This window comes from Paenibacillus sp. J22R67 (genome assembly GCF_059692175.1).
On the sequence record NZ_JCAUAX010000004.1, the window covers coordinates 725,206 to 743,293 of the forward strand.

General features: G+C 46.2%; 14 protein-coding genes. 13 read left to right on the forward strand and 1 reads right to left on the reverse strand.

Going from position 1 to position 18,088, the window contains the following annotated elements; genetic code table 11:
• The first annotated feature begins 52 nt into the window (after positions 1 to 52).
• The 3 genes from AC58VC_RS19375 to AC58VC_RS19385 are packed head-to-tail and all read left to right on the forward strand — an operon-like array spanning position 53 to position 5,099.
• Complete coding sequence (locus AC58VC_RS19375; RefSeq protein WP_497370461.1) at positions 53 to 1,030, forward strand: ABC transporter permease; 978 nt, start codon at positions 53 to 55, stop codon at positions 1,028 to 1,030.
• 12 nt (positions 1,031 to 1,042) lie between these two features.
• Positions 1,043 to 1,915: a carbohydrate ABC transporter permease gene (locus AC58VC_RS19380; protein ID WP_497370462.1), complete on the forward strand. Its 873-nt coding sequence runs from the start codon at positions 1,043 to 1,045 to the stop codon at positions 1,913 to 1,915.
• Between the two features lie 46 nt (positions 1,916 to 1,961).
• Entirely contained in the window at positions 1,962 to 5,099 is a 3,138-nt protein-coding gene (locus AC58VC_RS19385) for a glycosyl hydrolase family 95 catalytic domain-containing protein (protein WP_497370463.1), read from the forward strand.
• 340 nt (positions 5,100 to 5,439) lie between these two features.
• Here the strand turns inward: AC58VC_RS19385 and AC58VC_RS19390 are convergent, their stop codons facing one another.
• Complete coding sequence (locus tag AC58VC_RS19390) at positions 5,440 to 6,159, reverse strand: 3-ketoacyl-ACP reductase (protein ID WP_497370464.1); 720 nt, start codon at positions 6,157 to 6,159, stop codon at positions 5,440 to 5,442.
• A gap of 269 nt (positions 6,160 to 6,428) precedes the next feature.
• Here AC58VC_RS19390 and AC58VC_RS19395 point away from each other — a divergent pair, with 269 nt between their 5' ends.
• The 10 genes from AC58VC_RS19395 (at position 6,429) to AC58VC_RS19440 (ending at position 18,077) form a co-directional block, all read left to right on the forward strand.
• Complete coding sequence (locus AC58VC_RS19395; protein WP_497370465.1) at positions 6,429 to 7,760, forward strand: extracellular solute-binding protein; 1,332 nt, start codon at positions 6,429 to 6,431, stop codon at positions 7,758 to 7,760.
• A gap of 51 nt (positions 7,761 to 7,811) precedes the next feature.
• On the forward strand, positions 7,812 to 8,609 hold the full coding sequence (locus tag AC58VC_RS19400) for a sugar phosphate isomerase/epimerase family protein (protein ID WP_497370466.1): 798 nt from the start codon (positions 7,812 to 7,814) through the stop codon (positions 8,607 to 8,609).
• A 20-nt stretch (positions 8,610 to 8,629) separates the two neighbouring features.
• Positions 8,630 to 9,763: a Gfo/Idh/MocA family protein gene (locus tag AC58VC_RS19405; RefSeq protein WP_497370467.1), complete on the forward strand. Its 1,134-nt coding sequence runs from the start codon at positions 8,630 to 8,632 to the stop codon at positions 9,761 to 9,763.
• 106 nt (positions 9,764 to 9,869) lie between these two features.
• Positions 9,870 to 10,742, forward strand: a complete 873-nt coding sequence (locus tag AC58VC_RS19410; protein WP_497370468.1) for a carbohydrate ABC transporter permease — start codon at positions 9,870 to 9,872, stop codon at positions 10,740 to 10,742.
• A gap of 27 nt (positions 10,743 to 10,769) precedes the next feature.
• The gene (locus tag AC58VC_RS19415) at positions 10,770 to 11,597 is read left to right on the forward strand and encodes a carbohydrate ABC transporter permease (protein ID WP_497370469.1); all 828 of its coding nucleotides are present in this window, start codon (positions 10,770 to 10,772) and stop codon (positions 11,595 to 11,597) included.
• A 125-nt stretch (positions 11,598 to 11,722) separates the two neighbouring features.
• Positions 11,723 to 13,516, forward strand: coding sequence for a sensor histidine kinase (locus AC58VC_RS19420; RefSeq protein WP_497370470.1), 1,794 nt, complete (start codon positions 11,723 to 11,725; stop codon positions 13,514 to 13,516).
• Complete coding sequence (locus AC58VC_RS19425; RefSeq protein WP_497370471.1) at positions 13,513 to 15,087, forward strand: response regulator transcription factor; 1,575 nt, start codon at positions 13,513 to 13,515, stop codon at positions 15,085 to 15,087. Before AC58VC_RS19420 ends, AC58VC_RS19425 begins: the two co-directional genes overlap by 4 nt.
• Before the next feature lie 27 nt (positions 15,088 to 15,114).
• Complete coding sequence (locus tag AC58VC_RS19430) at positions 15,115 to 16,347, forward strand: MFS transporter (protein ID WP_497370472.1); 1,233 nt, start codon at positions 15,115 to 15,117, stop codon at positions 16,345 to 16,347.
• 51 nt (positions 16,348 to 16,398) lie between these two features.
• Positions 16,399 to 17,556: a serine hydrolase domain-containing protein gene (locus AC58VC_RS19435; protein WP_497370473.1), complete on the forward strand. Its 1,158-nt coding sequence runs from the start codon at positions 16,399 to 16,401 to the stop codon at positions 17,554 to 17,556.
• A 164-nt stretch (positions 17,557 to 17,720) separates the two neighbouring features.
• The gene (locus AC58VC_RS19440; RefSeq protein WP_145660233.1) at positions 17,721 to 18,077 is read left to right on the forward strand and encodes a DUF3870 domain-containing protein; all 357 of its coding nucleotides are present in this window, start codon (positions 17,721 to 17,723) and stop codon (positions 18,075 to 18,077) included.
• Positions 18,078 to 18,088 lie beyond the last annotated feature (11 nt).

The window sequence follows — 18,088 nt, forward strand, 5'->3', positions numbered from 1 at the left end:
TGTTTATCCCCTCGTTTTCTTATGGAAACCTGAAAGAAAGGATAGGGAGACGATGAGGCAAAGTCCTGCAAATGGTGCGGCTGAACATGCCGTAACGACAACGAAAACATATCGCAATCCGACTGTCCTGCAAACCATACGCGCTGATGTGAAACGGCACTGGTCCATTTACGTCATGGCACTTCCTGTCATTGCTTATTACCTCATATTTCATTATGGACCGATGTACGGATTGCAAATCGCTTTTAAAGACTTTTCGCCAGCGAAAGGGATTCTGGGAAGTCCGTGGGTCGGATTCAAACATTTTGAAAGCTTTTTTAACGGCATCTACTTCTGGCGCTTAATTAAAAATACGATCTTGATCAACTTATATGATCTGTTGTTCGGTTTCCCGGCTGCTATCCTTCTGGCACTGCTGCTCAATGAAATCCGCCACAGTGTATTTAAGCGGGTTGTCCAATCCATCTCTTATTTGCCGCATTTCATTTCCATCGTGGTTGTGGCCGGAATGATGATCGATTTCTTAGGCCGCACTGGTCTTATTAATCAATTGACTGGCATCTTTGGCTTCGAGCCAATTGATTTCTTGCAGGATGAGAACTGGTTCCGCTTTTTGTTCGTTTCGTCTGGCATCTGGCAAGGGATTGGTTGGGGCTCTATCGTTTATTTGGCGGCAATGGCTACGATCGACCCGACGCTGTATGAGGCGGCCAGGATTGATGGCGCTAACCGCTGGAAGCAAACGCTGCACATTACGATTCCAGGTATCATGCCGACAATTGTAATCCTGTTTATCTTACAAATGGGCAATATGCTGACGGTCGGCAGTGAAAAGGTGCTTTTACTTTACAATCCGCTTACCTATGGAACAGCAGACGTTATATCGACCTATGTCTATCGCAAAGGGGTATTGGAGGCAAGCTATAGTTTCACGGCAGCTGTCGGGTTATTTAACTCCGTGATCAGCTTTATTCTAATCGTTGCGGCCAATAGCTTTGTCAAACGGATCAGCGAGAACAAACTGTGGTAAGGAGATTTGCACATGAAACTAACCAGTGGAGAGCGAACATTTGGCTACTTCAATATGCTGTTGATGCTCGTGCTTTGCGCGGTGACTTTGTATCCGTTCCTATACGTGGCATTTGCTTCGCTAAGTGATGCGACATCACTGTTGCAACATCGAGGTATTATGCTCAAACCGGCAGGTTTTGATCTGGGTGCCTACAAGGCTGTTTTTGAGAATCCAATGATTATGAAAGGGTATCAGAATACGCTAATATATGTCTTGCTAGGAACGATGATTAACTTGCTTATGACGGCGATTGGCGCCTATGTATTGTCCAGGCAGAATCTCTATTTTAAAAATATAATCATGTTCTTTATCGTCGTGACGATGGTTTTCCATGGGGGACTCATTCCAAGTTACCTGCTCGTGAACTCTCTTGGCATGATGAATACGATGTGGGCCATCCTTATTCCAGGTGCGATCAATACGTTTAATATGATTATTATGCGTACTTCTTTTCAAGGCATCCCGGTCAGTCTGGAGGAGTCGGCTAGGATGGATGGCGCGAATGATTGGGTGATTTTATTCCGAATCGTCATCCCGCTCTCCATGCCGGTTATTGCGGTTATGATTTTGTGGTATGCGGTGGGGCATTGGAATTCCTACTTTAATGCGCTTGTGTATTTGCGGAACCGTGAAGCTTATCCTCTTCAGCTTGTGCTCCGTGAAATTTTGATCTCCAACAATACGGATTCGATGATGGCAGGTGGAGGCGACGACAAATATGCCATTGGCGAAACCATTAAATATGCGGCCATTATGGTATCTACACTGCCAATCATTTGCCTATATCCGTTCCTTCAAAAGTATTTTGTCCAAGGTGTACTGATTGGTGCCATTAAGGAGTAGATGGTGACGATTTCACCACGAGATAGATGCAGAAGGAGGGGATCCTGTGAGAGGCGTGACATTCGATAATGCTCCGAGCAGTTGGAATGAGGCATTGCCGATCGGCAATGGACACTTTGGTGGTATGACGTATTTCGAAAATAACAAGCTGACGCTTGCGCTCAATCATTATGAAGTTTATTATCAAAAGCTTCATCGTTACAGTAAGAAGTACCGAAATAGTGAAGGTCCAGACTTCACGCTTCAATATGGACGTTCATTTGATGAATTGAAAAAGCTGGCTTCAGAGATGTATCGTGATCCCGAACAAGGCCCATTATTTCTATATGGCGATGCGTTAAACCCGAACAGCATGTACAGGAAATATGGCAAACCTTCGGGTGGGTCATCCCATTATCCGACGGGTGAAATTCATTTTTTTCCATCCAAAGAGCTGTCAGACCCTGATCATTATTCGCTATCGCTTGATATTGAAAAGGCAGTTGTTCAGTTAAATGTGGCAAAAGATCAGGATACGCTTGGCGTGAACACGATGATTGCTCAGGATGGCGATTATGTCATTACCACAATTCGCCAGACGAATAGGGCGTTGCTACCCTCAGTAGCGTTATCTGTCCCCCGTAGAAGATACGTGGATATGAAAGTGACGTATCATCAATTGGACGATACGACGTTTTACTACATGGGCGCTTTCTACCCAGACGGTGAGGAGAAGGAGCACTACGATCCGTTCTCGTTCATCGTGATGATGAGGATCATCGGAGCGAAAGGTAACGTTGTTGCTGGTCCCGATGATAGTCTGCGAATAGCCCTTTGTGATGCGGAGGCAACCCTGACACTGCTAACAACGGTGGTAACAGAGGAGGAGACTGAGGAACTGCTTTCGACCGCTCTGATGAGGCTGACGAAGGCAACTTCGCATGTGGAAGTGGAAAACATGGTGGCGCATCATCAAGCTTATTGGGAAAGCTTCTGGTCTCGCACCTCTATCACCTTGCCAGATAAAATGATTGAAGATCTCTGGTATATCAATCTATACGCAATCGCCTGCAGCAGCGGAAAAGGCGGAAGGATGCGCGAGCAAGCGTGCGGATTGAACGGCCTGTGGGATATTAAGCAGCCAACCAAGTGGGGAAGCATGTGGTACTGGGATGTTAATATTCAAGCTGCATTTTGGCCGCTCTACACGGCTAATCGCCTTGAAGTCGCCGAAGCGTTCAATGAGGGGCTGCTCTCGTATGTTCAGCTCGCTGAGCAAATGTCGCAGCAGTTTCATGGGCTCGAAGGCATTGCGGGTGATTATCCGCATGCCTTGTATGTAAGTATTTGGCCTTGGTGCGCGCAGTTCCTTTGGGACTATTATCGCTACAGCATGGATATTGATTTTCTAAGGGAAAAGGCGTATCCGCTGTTTAAGCAGATTGCCAGATTTTTCGAAGGCTATTTACAGATGAATGAGCAGTCAGGACGCTATGAGGTATTCCCTGACATTTCTCCGGAGCAGGGGCCTTTGACTCGCAACTCCACTTGTTCCCTTGCTGCTATCAAATATTTGCTCAAGATAGCTGTGGAAGCGGGGGAGCTGCTTGGTGAAGCGGAAGATGACCGACTCAAGTGGAGCAAGATTGTGGACAACTTGGCCTTGTATCCAACGGCTGTTTCCAATTCGTATGGGGATGTCTTCTTGGATTCAGAATGGGCGCCTGCTGATATGCATTTGCGGCATCCTTCGTTCCTTATGCCTATTTATCCCATTGGGGAAATAAATAAATATAGTGAGCCTCATCTGCGGAAAAGAGGAGAGAATACGCTTCGTTATGCAGCAAATCGGACGGAATACGGCATGTTTCAGTTTGGATGGCTTTCCTGTGCAGCTTCGCGACTCGGGAAGGGCAATACAGCGCTTAGGCTGCTCTACGAGCAAGGCATCGACTTGTCGCTCAGGAGCAATGGCTTGTTTGCGGAAGAAACGGAACGCTGGATGAACTACTGCAACATTACGAATGAACCTTTATACCATCCTCACATGATGGAGGCCTCTGGCGAAATGGTCGCTGCTGTCAATGAAATGCTGCTGCAGAGCTATGATGGGGTGATCGATGTATTCCCGGCGCTGCCTTCTGGTGATCCTGAGCCGGAGTTAGCGATTGGACTCTACGAGCATCAGGTAGATAGGAAGAAGTATGAGAAATGGAGCCAATGCTCCTTTCGAGGCTTGTTGGCAGTAGGCGCCTTCGAAGTTAGCGCAGAGCTGAGGAATGGCCGAACCACTTGGGTTACTATCCAAAGTAAAGCTGGGAAGAGGGTTGTTATTCGTAGCCCTTTTCACGTTAGCGATAACGTGATGGTTTCAAGAAGAGAGGGGCGATCTTGGCGCAGGGTGGATCATCAGGAAGAAGATGGACGGATTTCGTTTGATACGGAGAAGAACGGGGAGTATGCGATTTTTCCTCATGGGGAGTCTATAGTAGCTGAATCATTTGCTGCTGATTCTGGTGGACAGGACGATGGACGAGACGGAAATGATGCGCGGGACGCCAATAGAGTCTATCCGCTTGTGCATAAAGCTCATACACATCGGCGAGTGTTCCTCGGTAAAAATGCTGACACGCAGCATGATAGATTGCTCGACCATTTCACCTTTGATTATTACTCTGGCAATTCCCGTGAATCGAGGTTGGCCGCTTATCGGATTGATTTTGGCGTGGAATTGTTGGAGAAGAATTATTATAACGTGCTTCCCAGACAGGTTCATGTAGAAGGTGTTCTCGGTCAGACGTTCCGTAAAGTAACACGGGAGTCGATGTTTGAGGCTTATTCGGGCATCGGCTGGGAGGATGCGGAGGATCTCAGAGCGATAGATCGCGGAGGTCCAGACGAGCTGCGAAGAGATTTTGTCGGTGGAGATAGCGAGGCGACGTTTGTGGTAGAGCTACCAAAGGGCAGATACGATTTGCTCTTCGTATCTGGCGATAGCGAGGCGCCTTCATACACGGAGATAGAAATCGTTGGGCAAAGCACGTGGAAGCCGGAGAAAACGCTGAAGGCGGGCGAATTTGCAACGGATATTTTGCCAATCACGCAAAAAAGCGATGGTTACGTGAAGCTGAGATTTCGTACCTGTGGAGGCTCGCAGTGGAGAATTAATGCGCTGATTATGAATAAGAATTACACGTATTTATAGAAATGAGGAGGGGGAACGGATCACCCTTAGGAACTCGCCCCTGAGGAAACGCTTGCAATTAACGCCGATTCCTCCTACTAATTTCCGCGATTGATCCATTTTATCCCAATTAACTGGAAATTCTCCTGCTAATTTCACCGAATCTAGCTAATTTCGTCTAGCAACCAACGATTTAGATGGAATTTCTACCGATATTTCATCCCCTGCCACAATTTGGCGCAGAATAACGGTAGTTTTTCCATCTATTCCCCGGAAACGCAAAAGACCGATAAACCCCCAATAAATGGGGTTTCATCGGTCTTTTTTGCTGCTCTGCCATTAATTAATGGCAGGCAACCGCTTATTGCGGGTTCGTTGTCCAAATCCCCGCTGTTTTCAGGAAGACGCGCTGCGGCAATTTAAGAGCAGCCAAGATGAGCTCGGCTACATCCTCTGGCTGCATCATACGGTCCTCGTCGCCTATCGGCAGGCCTGCTTTGACAGACAACTCTGTATTCACAGTGGAAGGTGTGAGCGCAGTAACTCGGATGTTCGATTTGCGAACCTCTTGCATGAGCGCTTCAGTCATGCCGATGACAGCGAACTTCGAGGCGCAGTAGGCTGAACCAGTGGCAAAGCCTCGCTCCCCTGCGGTTGAAGCAACGTTAATGATGCTTCCGCTCTTTTGACTTAGCATGGTTGGCAAGGCGGCGCGAGTCACATGATACGTACCCATCAAATTGGTTTGAATAATTTGCTCCCATTGATCTGGATCCATATCGACCAACGTTCCGAACTGAGCCGTTCCGGCATTATTGAGCAGGATATCCAGGGAACCCAATGCCCCGATTAGTAAATCCACTGCACGTACCGCTTCTGCCCGCTTGGAAATGTCCGCTGTAGCAATGCTCACTTTGACGCCGTATGTACTTGTTAATTCTTGTTGAAGGGATTCGAGGTCGGCACGGGTGCGCGCCAGTAGTCCAAGATTAACACCCTCTTTGGCTAAGGAGATGGCAGCGGCTTTACCGATCCCTTTTCCAGCTCCCGTAATGATGGCCGTTTGATTGTGTAAGTTCATGAGAAATCTCCTTTTTATTCGGTGAAATAGGTATTCGTATTATGGAAAGTATGGCCCCATTTTATGCCATTTGTCGGACGGAGTCAATTTTAGGTGCTAGTATATTTTTCCATGGCTAAATGTTCAGTCTTCCGTTATGTTAGATTATATTACATTAAAAATTCAGACATTATGATAAATTGGTGGGATACAAACATGGTAAACGGTATCATATAATAAAGGCGTAAGATGGATGTTAAAAATAATAACATAAAGTGAGGGGTTCATGGATGATTCATGGAGTGATTAGAAAATCGGTGTTAGCTGCTGCTTCAGCTGCTTTACTGACAATGACAGCCTGCAGTAATGGAGCTGAGCCGGCAAAAGAAGTAGGAACAACTCAAACATCAACGCAGCCCGCCTCAAAACAACAAGTTACACTCACTTTGGAGGAAAACTGGTCCACCCCGAACGTAGATAACCAGCTGTACAAAGAAAGAATTCAGAAATTTCAACAGTTGAACCCAGATATTAAGATTGAAATGCAGGATATCCCGTCGGCTCAATATCGGACAAAGCTCCGTACGGAAGCAGCTGGCAACAGCATGCCGGATATGTTCATTCTATATCCAGGCGTCGATATGGATCCGTTCATCGATGCCGGCGTGCTTATGCCGCTAGATGAAATTATGGATACTTGGAAAGATATTTTGCCGCCACAGTCGTTAGGTGGATATCAAGTAAACGGTAAGCAATATGCTGTTCCAACGAAGATGACTTTTGTCGATATTATCTACTACCACAAGGATATGTTAGCGAAAGTAGGCTACAATGAATTTCCTAAAACGTATGCCGATTTCCTCGATCTGGTGAAAAAGCTCAAAGCTTCAGGGGTTACGCCGATGGGTATTGGCAATAAGAACCGCTGGCCGCTTCAATCCACCGTAATGTCCGCCGTCGAGGATCGTATCGCTGGTACGGATTTCTTAACGAAGGTGAAACAAGGACAAGCTAAATTTACGGATGCTGATTATGTGAAAGCACTTGGCATTTTCGACGAATTGACGAAGCTCGATGCCTTTAACGCTGATTTGAACACCATGGATGAAGTACAAGTACAAGACTACTTCCTGCAGAAGAAAGCGGCTATGACCATGACCAGCTCGACCATTGATACGAAGTTCCGTGTCAGCAACACAGAGGGCGGCGCTAATATTGGCATCGCATTGTTCCCATCCATAGACGGTGGCAAAGGAACAGCAGGCAAAAGTGCAGGAGTTATCCAATACGGTATCGGATTAAGCAAGGAATTAACAGGAGCTAAGAAAGAGGCGGCGTATAAATTCCTGAAATATTTCTACTCCCCTGAGCTGTACCAGAACTTGATGAGTAAAGGGATCGTCGTGCCGGCCAAAGTTGAAATGCCAGCAGACACTAGTAAATATTTGAAAGAAATGCTGGAGTTGACGAAATCGGGCGACGCGCTTGTGTTTGATAGCGTAATGCCGGCAGCCGTCAAAGATTCAATCGAGAATGGGCTGCAAGCCATTACGATGAAACAGAAAACACCAGAGCAAATTGCCAAAGAAATGCAAGATGTCATGGACAAAGTGAAAAAATAATCGGCTAGCTGGTGAAAACTCAAAGGCTAACGATTTGAAAGGGTGACAGAGATGAAAGCTTCCATCGGAGCATTTTCCTTCTATCAGCTTTTAAGTCAAAACGAAATGAATATTTACGGGTATCTGGAGACGGTGAAATACCGGTATCGATTGGATGCTGTAGATCTCTGGAACGGCTTTTTCGTAAACCGTGAGGTTCCCATCTGGGAGCTTCCGGATAACGATGAGTTGATGAAGATCAAACGCAACCTTGATGATAGGCAATTAACGGTTGCTAATATAGCGGTGGACCGCGCTCACTTATGGGATGCTGATCCGGATATCAGGCAGCAGTTGTACCGGAACGCGCAAGCTCATTTGAAAGCGGCGAAATTGCTTGGTGCTCAGACGGTTCGAATTGATGCCAATCGAGGCCCTGGTGAAGTGACTGAGGAGCAGTTCGAATACACGGTTCGTACTTATCAGGAATTTGCGCAGCAAGCAGCGGACTACGGATTTACAGTGGGGCCTGAGAACCATACGGGTATTTCGCTGGATCCCCATTGGATGAAGCGCTTGGCTGAAGCAGTGAATCATCCAGGATACGGTATTTTACTGCATATCGATCGCTGGATAGAGGGTAATCAAGGCAACGAGATGGTTGCTCCCTGGGTGAACCACGTACATTTGGATAAACGAACGATCAATTCCGAGAATACGGAATCAACGATCAAGTTCCTGAGTGAGTTTGGTTATCAAGGGTATTGGGCAGTCGAATATAATGCTTTGTCCAATCCTTACATCGAGATAGAGTGGGCGCTAGCAGCAATGAAACGATTACTTGCATCTGCTAGCCCGAACAATGGATAGGTGATCTGGAGGCGTGCATGATGACAAATGCCAAGATTAGAATTGGTATTATTGGAACAGGAATTATCGGGAAAGCTCACTTGGATCAGTATGCGGAGATAGAGGGCGCCGAGGTCGTGGCTCTGTGTGATATTAATGAACAGGAAGCCCGCCGGGTTGCAGACAAATATGGCGTTGCTCATGTCTATACCGATTATAAGGAGCTATTGGCGCGAGAAGATATCGATGCGGTTGATGTATGTCTTCATAACAACTTTCATGCGCCATTAACGATTGCTGCTCTGCAGGCGGGTAAACATGTCTACTGCGAGAAACCGATCGCAGGCTCCTATTATGACGGCAAAGCCATGGTTGACGCAGCCAAGGAATATGGCAAGAAACTTCACATTCAACTTGGCACGCTTTATAAAAAAGAAACAAAGGCTGCCAAAGCGCTGATTGATGACGGTCAGTTGGGCAAATTGTTCCACGCTCGGTCGAATGGCTTCAGGCGGCGCGGTAGACCCTTTGTAGATGGATTCGGTACCGCTTATTTCACGAAAAAAGCAAGTGCAGGCGGCGGAGCTTTACTGGATATGGGCGTCTATCATATCGCACAAATGCTCTACTTGCTTGGTGAAACCGAAGTGGAACGCGTAACTGGGAAGCTCATTCAAGAAATGGAGATGGACGAGGGGCGGCGGGCTCAGAGTGGATTCGACGTAGAAGAGTTGGCGCTTGGGTTCGTCACCCTTCGTAATGGACTCTCGTTAGACATCTTTGAAGCGTGGGCTGTTAACCTTGGAGGCGTTGAGGGGAGCAGCATCATGGGGTCCAAAGGCGGTATTCGGCTCCCGTCCTACCATTCCGGAGAGATGACTTCGGATATCAGCTTTCACACGACGGTAGCCGACATTGATCTGGACAGCAAGATTGATCTTAACCGCATGGATGTTCGCTGGCACAGAATGAGAGATAACGAAGATGCTTATGATTCATCGCAGAAGCACTGGATTGCTGCTCTGCAGGGACGCGTAGAACTTTTGCCAACTGCGGATATAGCGCTTGCGACAATGCTGATTAGCGAAGGTTTATATTTATCCGATTCGCTCGGGCGGGAAACGACGGCTGCCGAGATTGTAGCTGCCTCGCGCTCGCTGTCGATTCCATTGTAAGAGGGGCAACAAGCCGTTCTTCGGCTGCCAAAGAGGCGGAGCCTGCCCAGTCTCCGTCTTCTTGGCATCTATCAACTTATCATCTAGCGCATAAGGAGGGCCATTTATGCATGTAACGAGGCGGATGGGATTGGCAATTTTTATCGGCATGCTGCCAGCCTTGATTATTTATATCGGGATCGCAATGATTCCGATCCTAATGTCATTTTATTACTCATTTTTCGACTGGAACGGTTTATCTCACATGTCTTTTGTAGGTTTGGACAATTATATCTCCGTCTTGAAAGACGGGATCTTCTGGAAGGGTGTACAGAACAACCTGTTTATGATGGTTAGCGGCATTGTAGGACAGCTCCCAGTAGGTTTGTTCTTTGCCTTGCTATTGAACCGATCGATTCGTGGGCTCAAAGTTTACCGCTCCGTGCTTTTCCTGCCCGTCATTATCTCAGCGGTTATCGTTTCTCTCATCTGGAACATGGTTTACGGTACGGAATCAGGTTTGATGAATAACATGCTCGGATTCTTCGGCTTGGAGAGTTTGAAACAGAACTGGCTAGGTTCCCCGCGTTGGGGCATGCTGTCGGTAAGCATCACATATTTATGGCAAAATTACGGTTTCTATATGGTCATTTTCTTAGCTGGTTTGCAAAATATATCGGAAGAAGTAAGAGAAGCGGCTGTCATGGACGGCGCTACAGGTTGGAGACGATTCTGGTTCATCACGCTTCCGATGCTGAAAGAAACGATCTGGGTAACGCTGATCTTCTCCATTAGCAACAGCTTCCGGGTTTTCGATTTAATCTATGTGATGACAGCTGGAGGACCCGCTCATAATACAGAAGTGATGACCATCTATATGTATACCCAGGCGTTCAACAACAGTGCCTTCGGACTTGGGAGCGCAGTTTCTATTCTTATTCTGCTTTTTAGCCTATTAGCCATATATGCAGCCAAATTAGTCACTCGAAGAAATGGCTAATTGATGCATGTAGAGAAAGGAGGAGCTATGCAAACATCTTTAGGGAAAAAAACGATCATTCATATTATCTTAGCCGTTCTAAGCATCATTAATGTCATTCCGATTGTCTGGATGGTTGTAAGTTCATTTAAGTCAGAGGAAGACTTTGCGATAAATCCGCTAGGATTGCCAAAATTTTGGCAACTCAGCAATTATACGAGCGCTTGGAAAGTTGCCCATTTAGGTACGTACTTCTGGAACAGTGTCATTGTGACCGTTGGCGCAATCGTATTAACGGTACTGCTTGGTGCACTCACCTCCTACTTTCTTTCCAGATTTCACTTTCGTTTACGCGGATGGCTTTACGGTTTGTTTATTATCGGCATGACGATTCCGATTCACGCTACGTTAGTGCCGATTTTTATTATCATGAAAAATGTGGGGCTGCTGAATTCTCACCTTTCTCTGGTGCTTCCTTACACAGCCTTCCATCTCTCGATTACCATCTTCATTCTGGTTGGCTTCATGCAGGCGTTCCCTAAAGATATTGAGGAATCAGCGATTATGGACGGGGCTGGACTCTATCGCATTTTCTGGTCCATTATTCTTCCGATGACTCGTCCTGCGCTGGCAACAGTTATTATTATCAACTTTATTTATAACTGGAATGAGTTTTTATTCGCGCTTGTGTTGATCAATAAAGCCGCTCTCAAAACGCTCCCGCTAGGCTTGGCTAACTTCGCCGGCACAGAAACACGGTTCCAGACGCTTCAGATGGCTGCCTTATCTATGGCGCTTATTCCGCTTGTTGGCTTTTACTTGGCTATGGAGAAACAGTTGGTGCAAGGCATGACAGCCGGCGCTGTTAAAGGGTGATGATAGCGACTCTTTGATTTTTGAGCACTCGAAAGTTTTCCCGAGTAATGCTACATCCTTTTAGGTAGGTTGACCCCGTTTTATAGTAAAATGAGGAATGATACCGATGAAGGGGATGGAACTAGATGAGACTTAACAGATATCCTTTCTTGCACTTCAGTTTAAGAACAAAGTCGATCGCAATCTTCATTTTGTTGGTGACACTCCCCTCCCTTTTGATCGGAAGTGTCATTCTGAGCCGTTATGATGCTATTTTGCGGCAGCAGTTTATTGATGCTATGGAGAAGAATTTGAATACAATTGAACTGAATTTGTCCGAGAAAATAAAGGCTATTGAAGATTTATCGGACTATATGATTTATCAAGAGAACTTTCGAAGGTTCATGGAGACACCGACCACACCGGGCAATATGGTGCAAATGAACAAAGATCAGACGACGATCGAAGGCTTTATTGCCTTTCAAATCATGTCGAAGAGATACATTAAGTCGATTTCCCTCGAAGGTGTAGGAGGCAATCAGCTCCAAATGGGCGAACCTGTCAAAGGGTTGGAACAATCGTGGACAAACTTTGCCGAGGCGAGAAGAGGCGGGGTCATATGGACGGATTCCTATCAACTGGAGAGTGGTTGGACGGGAAATAAACGGGTTGTTTCCATGTTTCGTGTCATCAACTCCTTTGATAATCCTTCACGTCCGGTAGGTAAAGTTATTGTACGCTTGGATGAGTCGGAAATCACGGACTTATTGATGTCGGCTGTTCCTCAGGATCAGGGATCTATCTTTATTGTTCGGCCAGGGGGCAGTGTTGTTTTGCATCAAAATGAAAATCTGATTGGACATCCTTACCCAAGTGATACTTTGCTAAGTCAATTTAGTGGGGGGTTGTCCAAAAAGGTCTCTTCCTTGAAGGAAGATGGGGCTTCCTATGTTGTTTTCAGTCAGCCAATGAAGTCAACGGGCTGGTATATCGTAGCGATGATTAAGGATCAAACTATCGTTCAGAAAACAGAAGCGATCAAAGCCTCGCTCAAATTTTTGATTCTCATTATTCTTATTTTTGGATTAATAGCCTTAATCGGGTTCGAGTTCGCCATGATCCGCCCGATGCTGGAGCTAAGCAAACAAACTTCTAAGCTTAAAAAAGGTGATTTCTCGGTGCAGGTTAAAGTTCGATCTCGTGACGAGGTAGGGGAACTTGGTCGACAGTTTAACAACATGGTTATGACGATCAAGGAGTTGATCGATAAAAAGTATAAATTGGAGATTCGACAGAAGGAATCAGAGCTCCGAATTCTGCAAAGTCAAATGGACCCTCATTTTTTATATAATACACTGGATATGATCCGTTGGACGGCAAGATTGGAGAAAGCAGCGGAGACGAGTCAGTTAATTGAAACCCTGTCGAAGTTTTTTCGAATGGGGCAGAATAGCGGCAAGCGATACACGACAATGCCTGAGGAATTGGAATTTGTTCTTGCTTACCTGAACTTACAGCAGAAGCGAATGGGAAGTAAACTCCAATTCACCGTGCACATGGAGGAGGAGTTAAGCCATGCTGTTCTTTTGAAGAAGATCATTCAGCCGTTGGTAGAGAACAGCATCAAACATGGTTTTAAACGCGGAGGTGGCCGCATTGATGTCCGCTGCTATATGACGGAGCAGGATGTGCTGATTGATGTTATGGATTCTGGCGTTGGTTTTGCCAAAGACAAACTTGAGGTCATCCGTCAGGTTCTTCAAGATCGAGCCGGCGATGAGGGCATCATGAACCATGCGATCTGCAACATTCATGAGCGTATACAGCTTGAATACGGCGAAGGTTATGGGATCGAGCTTCCTTCGGAAACATCACAGGCTGGAGCTTGCGTAAGGATAAGACTGCCATTTCAAATGAGTGCTCAGGAGGAGAAGCGATGACCATCAAAATGCTAATTGTAGATGATGAGCCCATTATTTGCCAAGGTTTGCGTCATACCATTTCCTGGGAATCGATTGGTGTTGAGGTTGTCGGAGAAGCCTATGATGGCATAGAAGCGCTTGCATTCTTGGAACATTGTCCAGTGGATGTCGTGTTGACAGATGTGAACATGGAAGGAATGGACGGACTTGAGCTTGCGAAGGAATTGAAGAAACGCTTCCCTCAGTCACGCGTCATCATTCTTAGCGGATATGATCATTTTGAATATGCTCGGCAGGCACTGCGGCTCGGTATCGAAGATTATTTGCTTAAACCGGTGAATATCGATGAATTGATGAGCATGGTACAGCGAATTGGCGAAGAGATCAAGCAAGAGCGGAAGCTTATGGGTGAGCAAGAAGTAGAACGGACGCGTAAATGGTTGATGGGGCAGCTGCAACAAAGGGTAGTCGATCAAAATGATGATTATGTGCCTCTGATGATGACGATCGGCTCATGTAACTGTTGGATGATCGCAACGCAGCTCTCCGATTATGCAGAGTGGAGCCAGCGTTCGTCCGAAGAGAAACGCAGAGAGAAGCGGGGGCTCTGGGAAATAAGCGTTGACTCCGCCCTAAGATCATCTGGGCTGGAGACCGTTTCATTTTTCCAACATCAGAATTTGCTGCTGTCGCTAGTTGTGGGCCCATTATCTATGAGTGCGAAGGATCTTCATAACATTTTGAGCGGAGTACTGAGGTTGTCAGACGATCTTGATCTGCATGCCAGTATTTCCCGTCCGTTCCAAGGTTCAGAGCAGATTCACGCTAGCTGCATGGAGGCTATTTCTTTGTTGCACTATGCCGTGTTATCTTCCCTAGCGCCAATTGTATTTCATGATGAAGAACTTATTTTCAAGAGAAGTCATCGTCTGCCTGAATTGATCGTATTGGAGAAAAATCTGATTCATGCTCTGTTTCAAGAAAATGATGGGGAGCTGCGCCAGCAAATTGATGAAATTATGCAGGAGTTTCGCGAGAGTGGCAGCTTAATTAAGGAAATATGGCATGCGTTCCAGGAACTGGTCATTATTCTTCAAAGGCGGCTGCGAGCGGCTGGCATAGATTTGACGGGGTATCTCAACATCTTTCATTCTCAGGAGATCGATCTCTTGGTGCACAACTCCTACAGGGCGATGGAGTCCCTGCTGCGCGCGGAGCTTGCGTCCATGTTCTCATTGATCCATAATTCACTAACTGGGAAAAATCATTGGCTTGCAGACAGGGTTCAATCGTACATTGAAGCCAGGTACAACAAGGATATTAAGGCATCTGAGGTTGCTGCGTGGCTGAAAATAACACCTAATTACTTCAGCATTCTCTTTAAGCAAAAGTTCGGCAAAGGGTTCGCTGAGTATCTGAACGAAGTACGCATCGAACAGGCGAAAGCCAAGCTGTCTGGGACCGATGATCGCGTCTTTGAAATCGCTGAAAGCGTTGGTTACAAAGAATATAAATACTTCTGTTCCATTTTCAAAACATACACAGGAGTTACCCCTACGCAGTATCGGAAGCTTGTCCATACGACTTAAGAGCTTAGAAAGGATAGCGTGACACCTATGTCCGTAATCGCAAGACTCAAAGATCACCCGTTCGGCGTCATCAAAGCATTTAGCTTTATTTTATATGGCGCCTTCGCTATTTATAGTGCATTCTTCCCGCTGTACTTGAAAGAATTAGGCATTTCTAGCGTTGCGATAGGCTTGCTGCTGGCCGGCGGGCCTGTTCTTTCGTTAATCGCCAATCCGTTCTGGGGCTATTGGAGCGACCGTTTGTCTAATGTAAGGCGCATTCTGATCATTCTTCTGATCGGCAGCTTACTTAGCCTGCAAACGGTCTTTTTTACGGATTCTTACCCATTTCTTGTGACTTTCTTACTTGTATTTTTCTGCTTTCAGAGCCCTTTGTTTGCTCAATCCAATAGCCTTATTCTGGAGGCGATTGAGCATACGAATCACAAGTTTGGTTCTTTCCGGCTGTGGGGTGCGCTTGGTTGGGCGTTAATGGCACTGGCGACAGGTCCTGTCATGGAATGGCTAGGTATTCGAGATTTGTGGAAAGTGTGCGGTGTCATGATGGGATTATCCATTGTATTCGCGTGGATGCTGCCTAAGGGTGGGAGAAGCCGAGAGCTGGGAGGCCCAATCAAGAGTGGCAAGAAGGGCGATTATCTGCAAATTATGAGTGATAAATGGTTTATGGTCTTCATTCTATTGGGGATTCTTATTTCGATTCCTAACGCGATGAATAACACATTTGTCTCCATTTATATGTCCGAACTAGGAGGGAAAAGTTCCTTAATCGGATGGTCCGCATTTTTTGCCTCCATTTTTGAAATACCTGTTTACTTACTGTTCGACCGTTTTTTGAAAAAAGATCGAAGGAGCATGTTTTTTTGTCTGGCGGCTGTTAGTTTATTGTACGCGCTGCGCTGGTTCCTAATGGCAGCGGCGACATCGCCTTATCACATTCTTTTCATCCAAGCCTTAAATTCCATAACGTTCGCTGGCTATTATTATGTGGGAACACAGCTGACGGCATATTTAATTCCACCGGCATACAGGGCATCAGGGCAAGCTGTTTATGCCTTGAGTTGGGGAGGTTTGTCTGGCATGGTTGCCGGGATCGCCGGGGGCTTGATATTTCAGGAATTGGGCGCGCATGCCATGTATACGATCAGTGCGTTCATGGCGCTTATGGGTGTAGCGGGGTTCGCGATTATGTTCGTAATTGCCGCTAAAAAGGAAGTGCGTCAAAAAAATACTACACAGTACGAAAAGACTTTACTATAATGAATCTATAAGGATCAATTCTTTTACAAATCAGGGCGAAGGAGGATCAGCTTGAATTCTTTGGATGAACAGATTCGGCGGGTGATGGACAAGCATCGGATCGTTGGATTAGCGGCCTCCGTGATGCGTGAAGGAAGACAGATTTGGAGCGCGGGATATGGCTTGGCGAATGTAGAGAGACGCATCCCCGTTACATCTCAAACGATATTTCGCATCGCTTCTATTTCGAAGACGGTCGTCGCGACAGCGATTATGCAGCTAGTTGAGCAAGGTTTATGCGGAATTGATCAGGATGTAAGCGACATACTCGGATTTCCCGTACGCAGTCCCAAGTATCCAGATACACCGATAACGCTCAAGATGATGATGACCCATACTTCGGGATTGCAAGATGAATATGTTCGTTTTGTCGTTGATTCGCGTAGCGAGAATCCACCTAAGATACGTCTTGCAGATATCCTGCTGCCAGGCGGAACTTATTACACAGACAATCTCTGGGGCGATGGACGGCCGGGGGATCCGGATTACTTCGAATATTCGAATCTAGGTGCTGTTATTCTAGCGACTGTGGTGGAGCAGCTTTCGAATGAACGATTTGACGAATACTGCAAGAAACATCTGTTTGAACCACTTCACATGTACGATACGAGTTTTAATATCGGTGACTTGAAGGACATGGATTCCGTTGCTGTGTTGTATGAATACTCAGCGGCCGATGATCGATTTATGGCAAGTACGGACGATTTTCGTGGGAAGAAACCGGAAGCCATAGATTACAGCGGCTATGTACCAGGTACCAACGGGGCATTGTTTAGCCCGCAGGGTGGTCTTCGCACAACGGTTGATAACTTGACTCGTTTTATGGAAGCGCATTCTAACGCCGGTAAATTGAACAATGTTCAAATCCTGACGTCAGCATCTGTGGATCTCATGCACGCGCCGCATTGGTCAGGTCATCGACAAGATGGTTTCTTCCGCAATTGCGGGCTCCAGTTTCAGATGACAGACGATCTGATCCCGGGGCACAGACTTATTGGGCATTCCGGTGATGCGTACGGTCTGCTAAGTGACATGTATTTTCATAAACAAGAAAAATGGGGGTTCATTCTGCTCATCAATGGTCTTATTCAAAGGAAAGAACAAGGCGTTTATTTTGAGGCAGAAGAAGAACTTGCACGAGTATTGCAGGCTGCTTTCCTCAAATCTTGAGAGAGCGATAGAGATTCGATATTTACATATTTACAACATGTTATTTCGATGTTAGTATATATTACATCGTTAGTATTCTAGCTTCTAGTGGTCGTAGGGAGACTCAATCTCTTCCCACATCCCACTCAGAAATGGACCGGAATGCTAATAAGGAGAGTGGTCGTTTGGTATACGACAAAGACACGATTTACATCATCGGCGACGCGCAAGCTTCTGTGAACAATCCGATTACCCAGCAGTATAATGCCTTTTTTATTGGCCTTGTCGTAGATACGTCAAGCCACAAAATTGTTGATGCAGGGTGTTCATCCACCATACCGCTCACATCGGAATTTGTCCGCTCGATCTTCATCGGGCACAACATGCTTCTCCTTGATGTGGTGGCGGAGGAAATCCGCCAGAGATACCATGGATCATCCCAAAAAGCTTTGATCGTAGCGTATAAAGACGCGCAAAAAAAATACAAATTAGCACTTAACGGCCGGGAAGAGCTGGGATTCCAATCTTCCGGTACAGTGTAAGCTGCTTTATT

Coding starts and splice junctions, on each gene's coding strand:
- AC58VC_RS19430 (WP_497370472.1), top strand. CDS start 15,115: ATGTCCGTAATCGCAAGACTCAAAGATCACCCGTTCGGCGTCATCAAA.
- AC58VC_RS19415 (WP_497370469.1), top strand. CDS start 10,770: ATGCAAACATCTTTAGGGAAAAAAACGATCATTCATATTATCTTAGCC.
- AC58VC_RS19400 (WP_497370466.1), top strand. CDS start 7,812: ATGAAAGCTTCCATCGGAGCATTTTCCTTCTATCAGCTTTTAAGTCAA.
- AC58VC_RS19405 (WP_497370467.1), top strand. CDS start 8,630: ATGACAAATGCCAAGATTAGAATTGGTATTATTGGAACAGGAATTATC.
- AC58VC_RS19425 (WP_497370471.1), top strand. CDS start 13,513: ATGACCATCAAAATGCTAATTGTAGATGATGAGCCCATTATTTGCCAA.
- AC58VC_RS19410 (WP_497370468.1), top strand. CDS start 9,870: ATGCATGTAACGAGGCGGATGGGATTGGCAATTTTTATCGGCATGCTG.
- AC58VC_RS19375 (WP_497370461.1), top strand. CDS start 53: ATGAGGCAAAGTCCTGCAAATGGTGCGGCTGAACATGCCGTAACGACA.
- AC58VC_RS19380 (WP_497370462.1), top strand. CDS start 1,043: ATGAAACTAACCAGTGGAGAGCGAACATTTGGCTACTTCAATATGCTG.
- AC58VC_RS19390 (WP_497370464.1), bottom strand. CDS start 6,159: ATGAACTTACACAATCAAACGGCCATCATTACGGGAGCTGGAAAAGGG.
- AC58VC_RS19395 (WP_497370465.1), top strand. CDS start 6,429: ATGATTCATGGAGTGATTAGAAAATCGGTGTTAGCTGCTGCTTCAGCT.
- AC58VC_RS19420 (WP_497370470.1), top strand. CDS start 11,723: ATGAGACTTAACAGATATCCTTTCTTGCACTTCAGTTTAAGAACAAAG.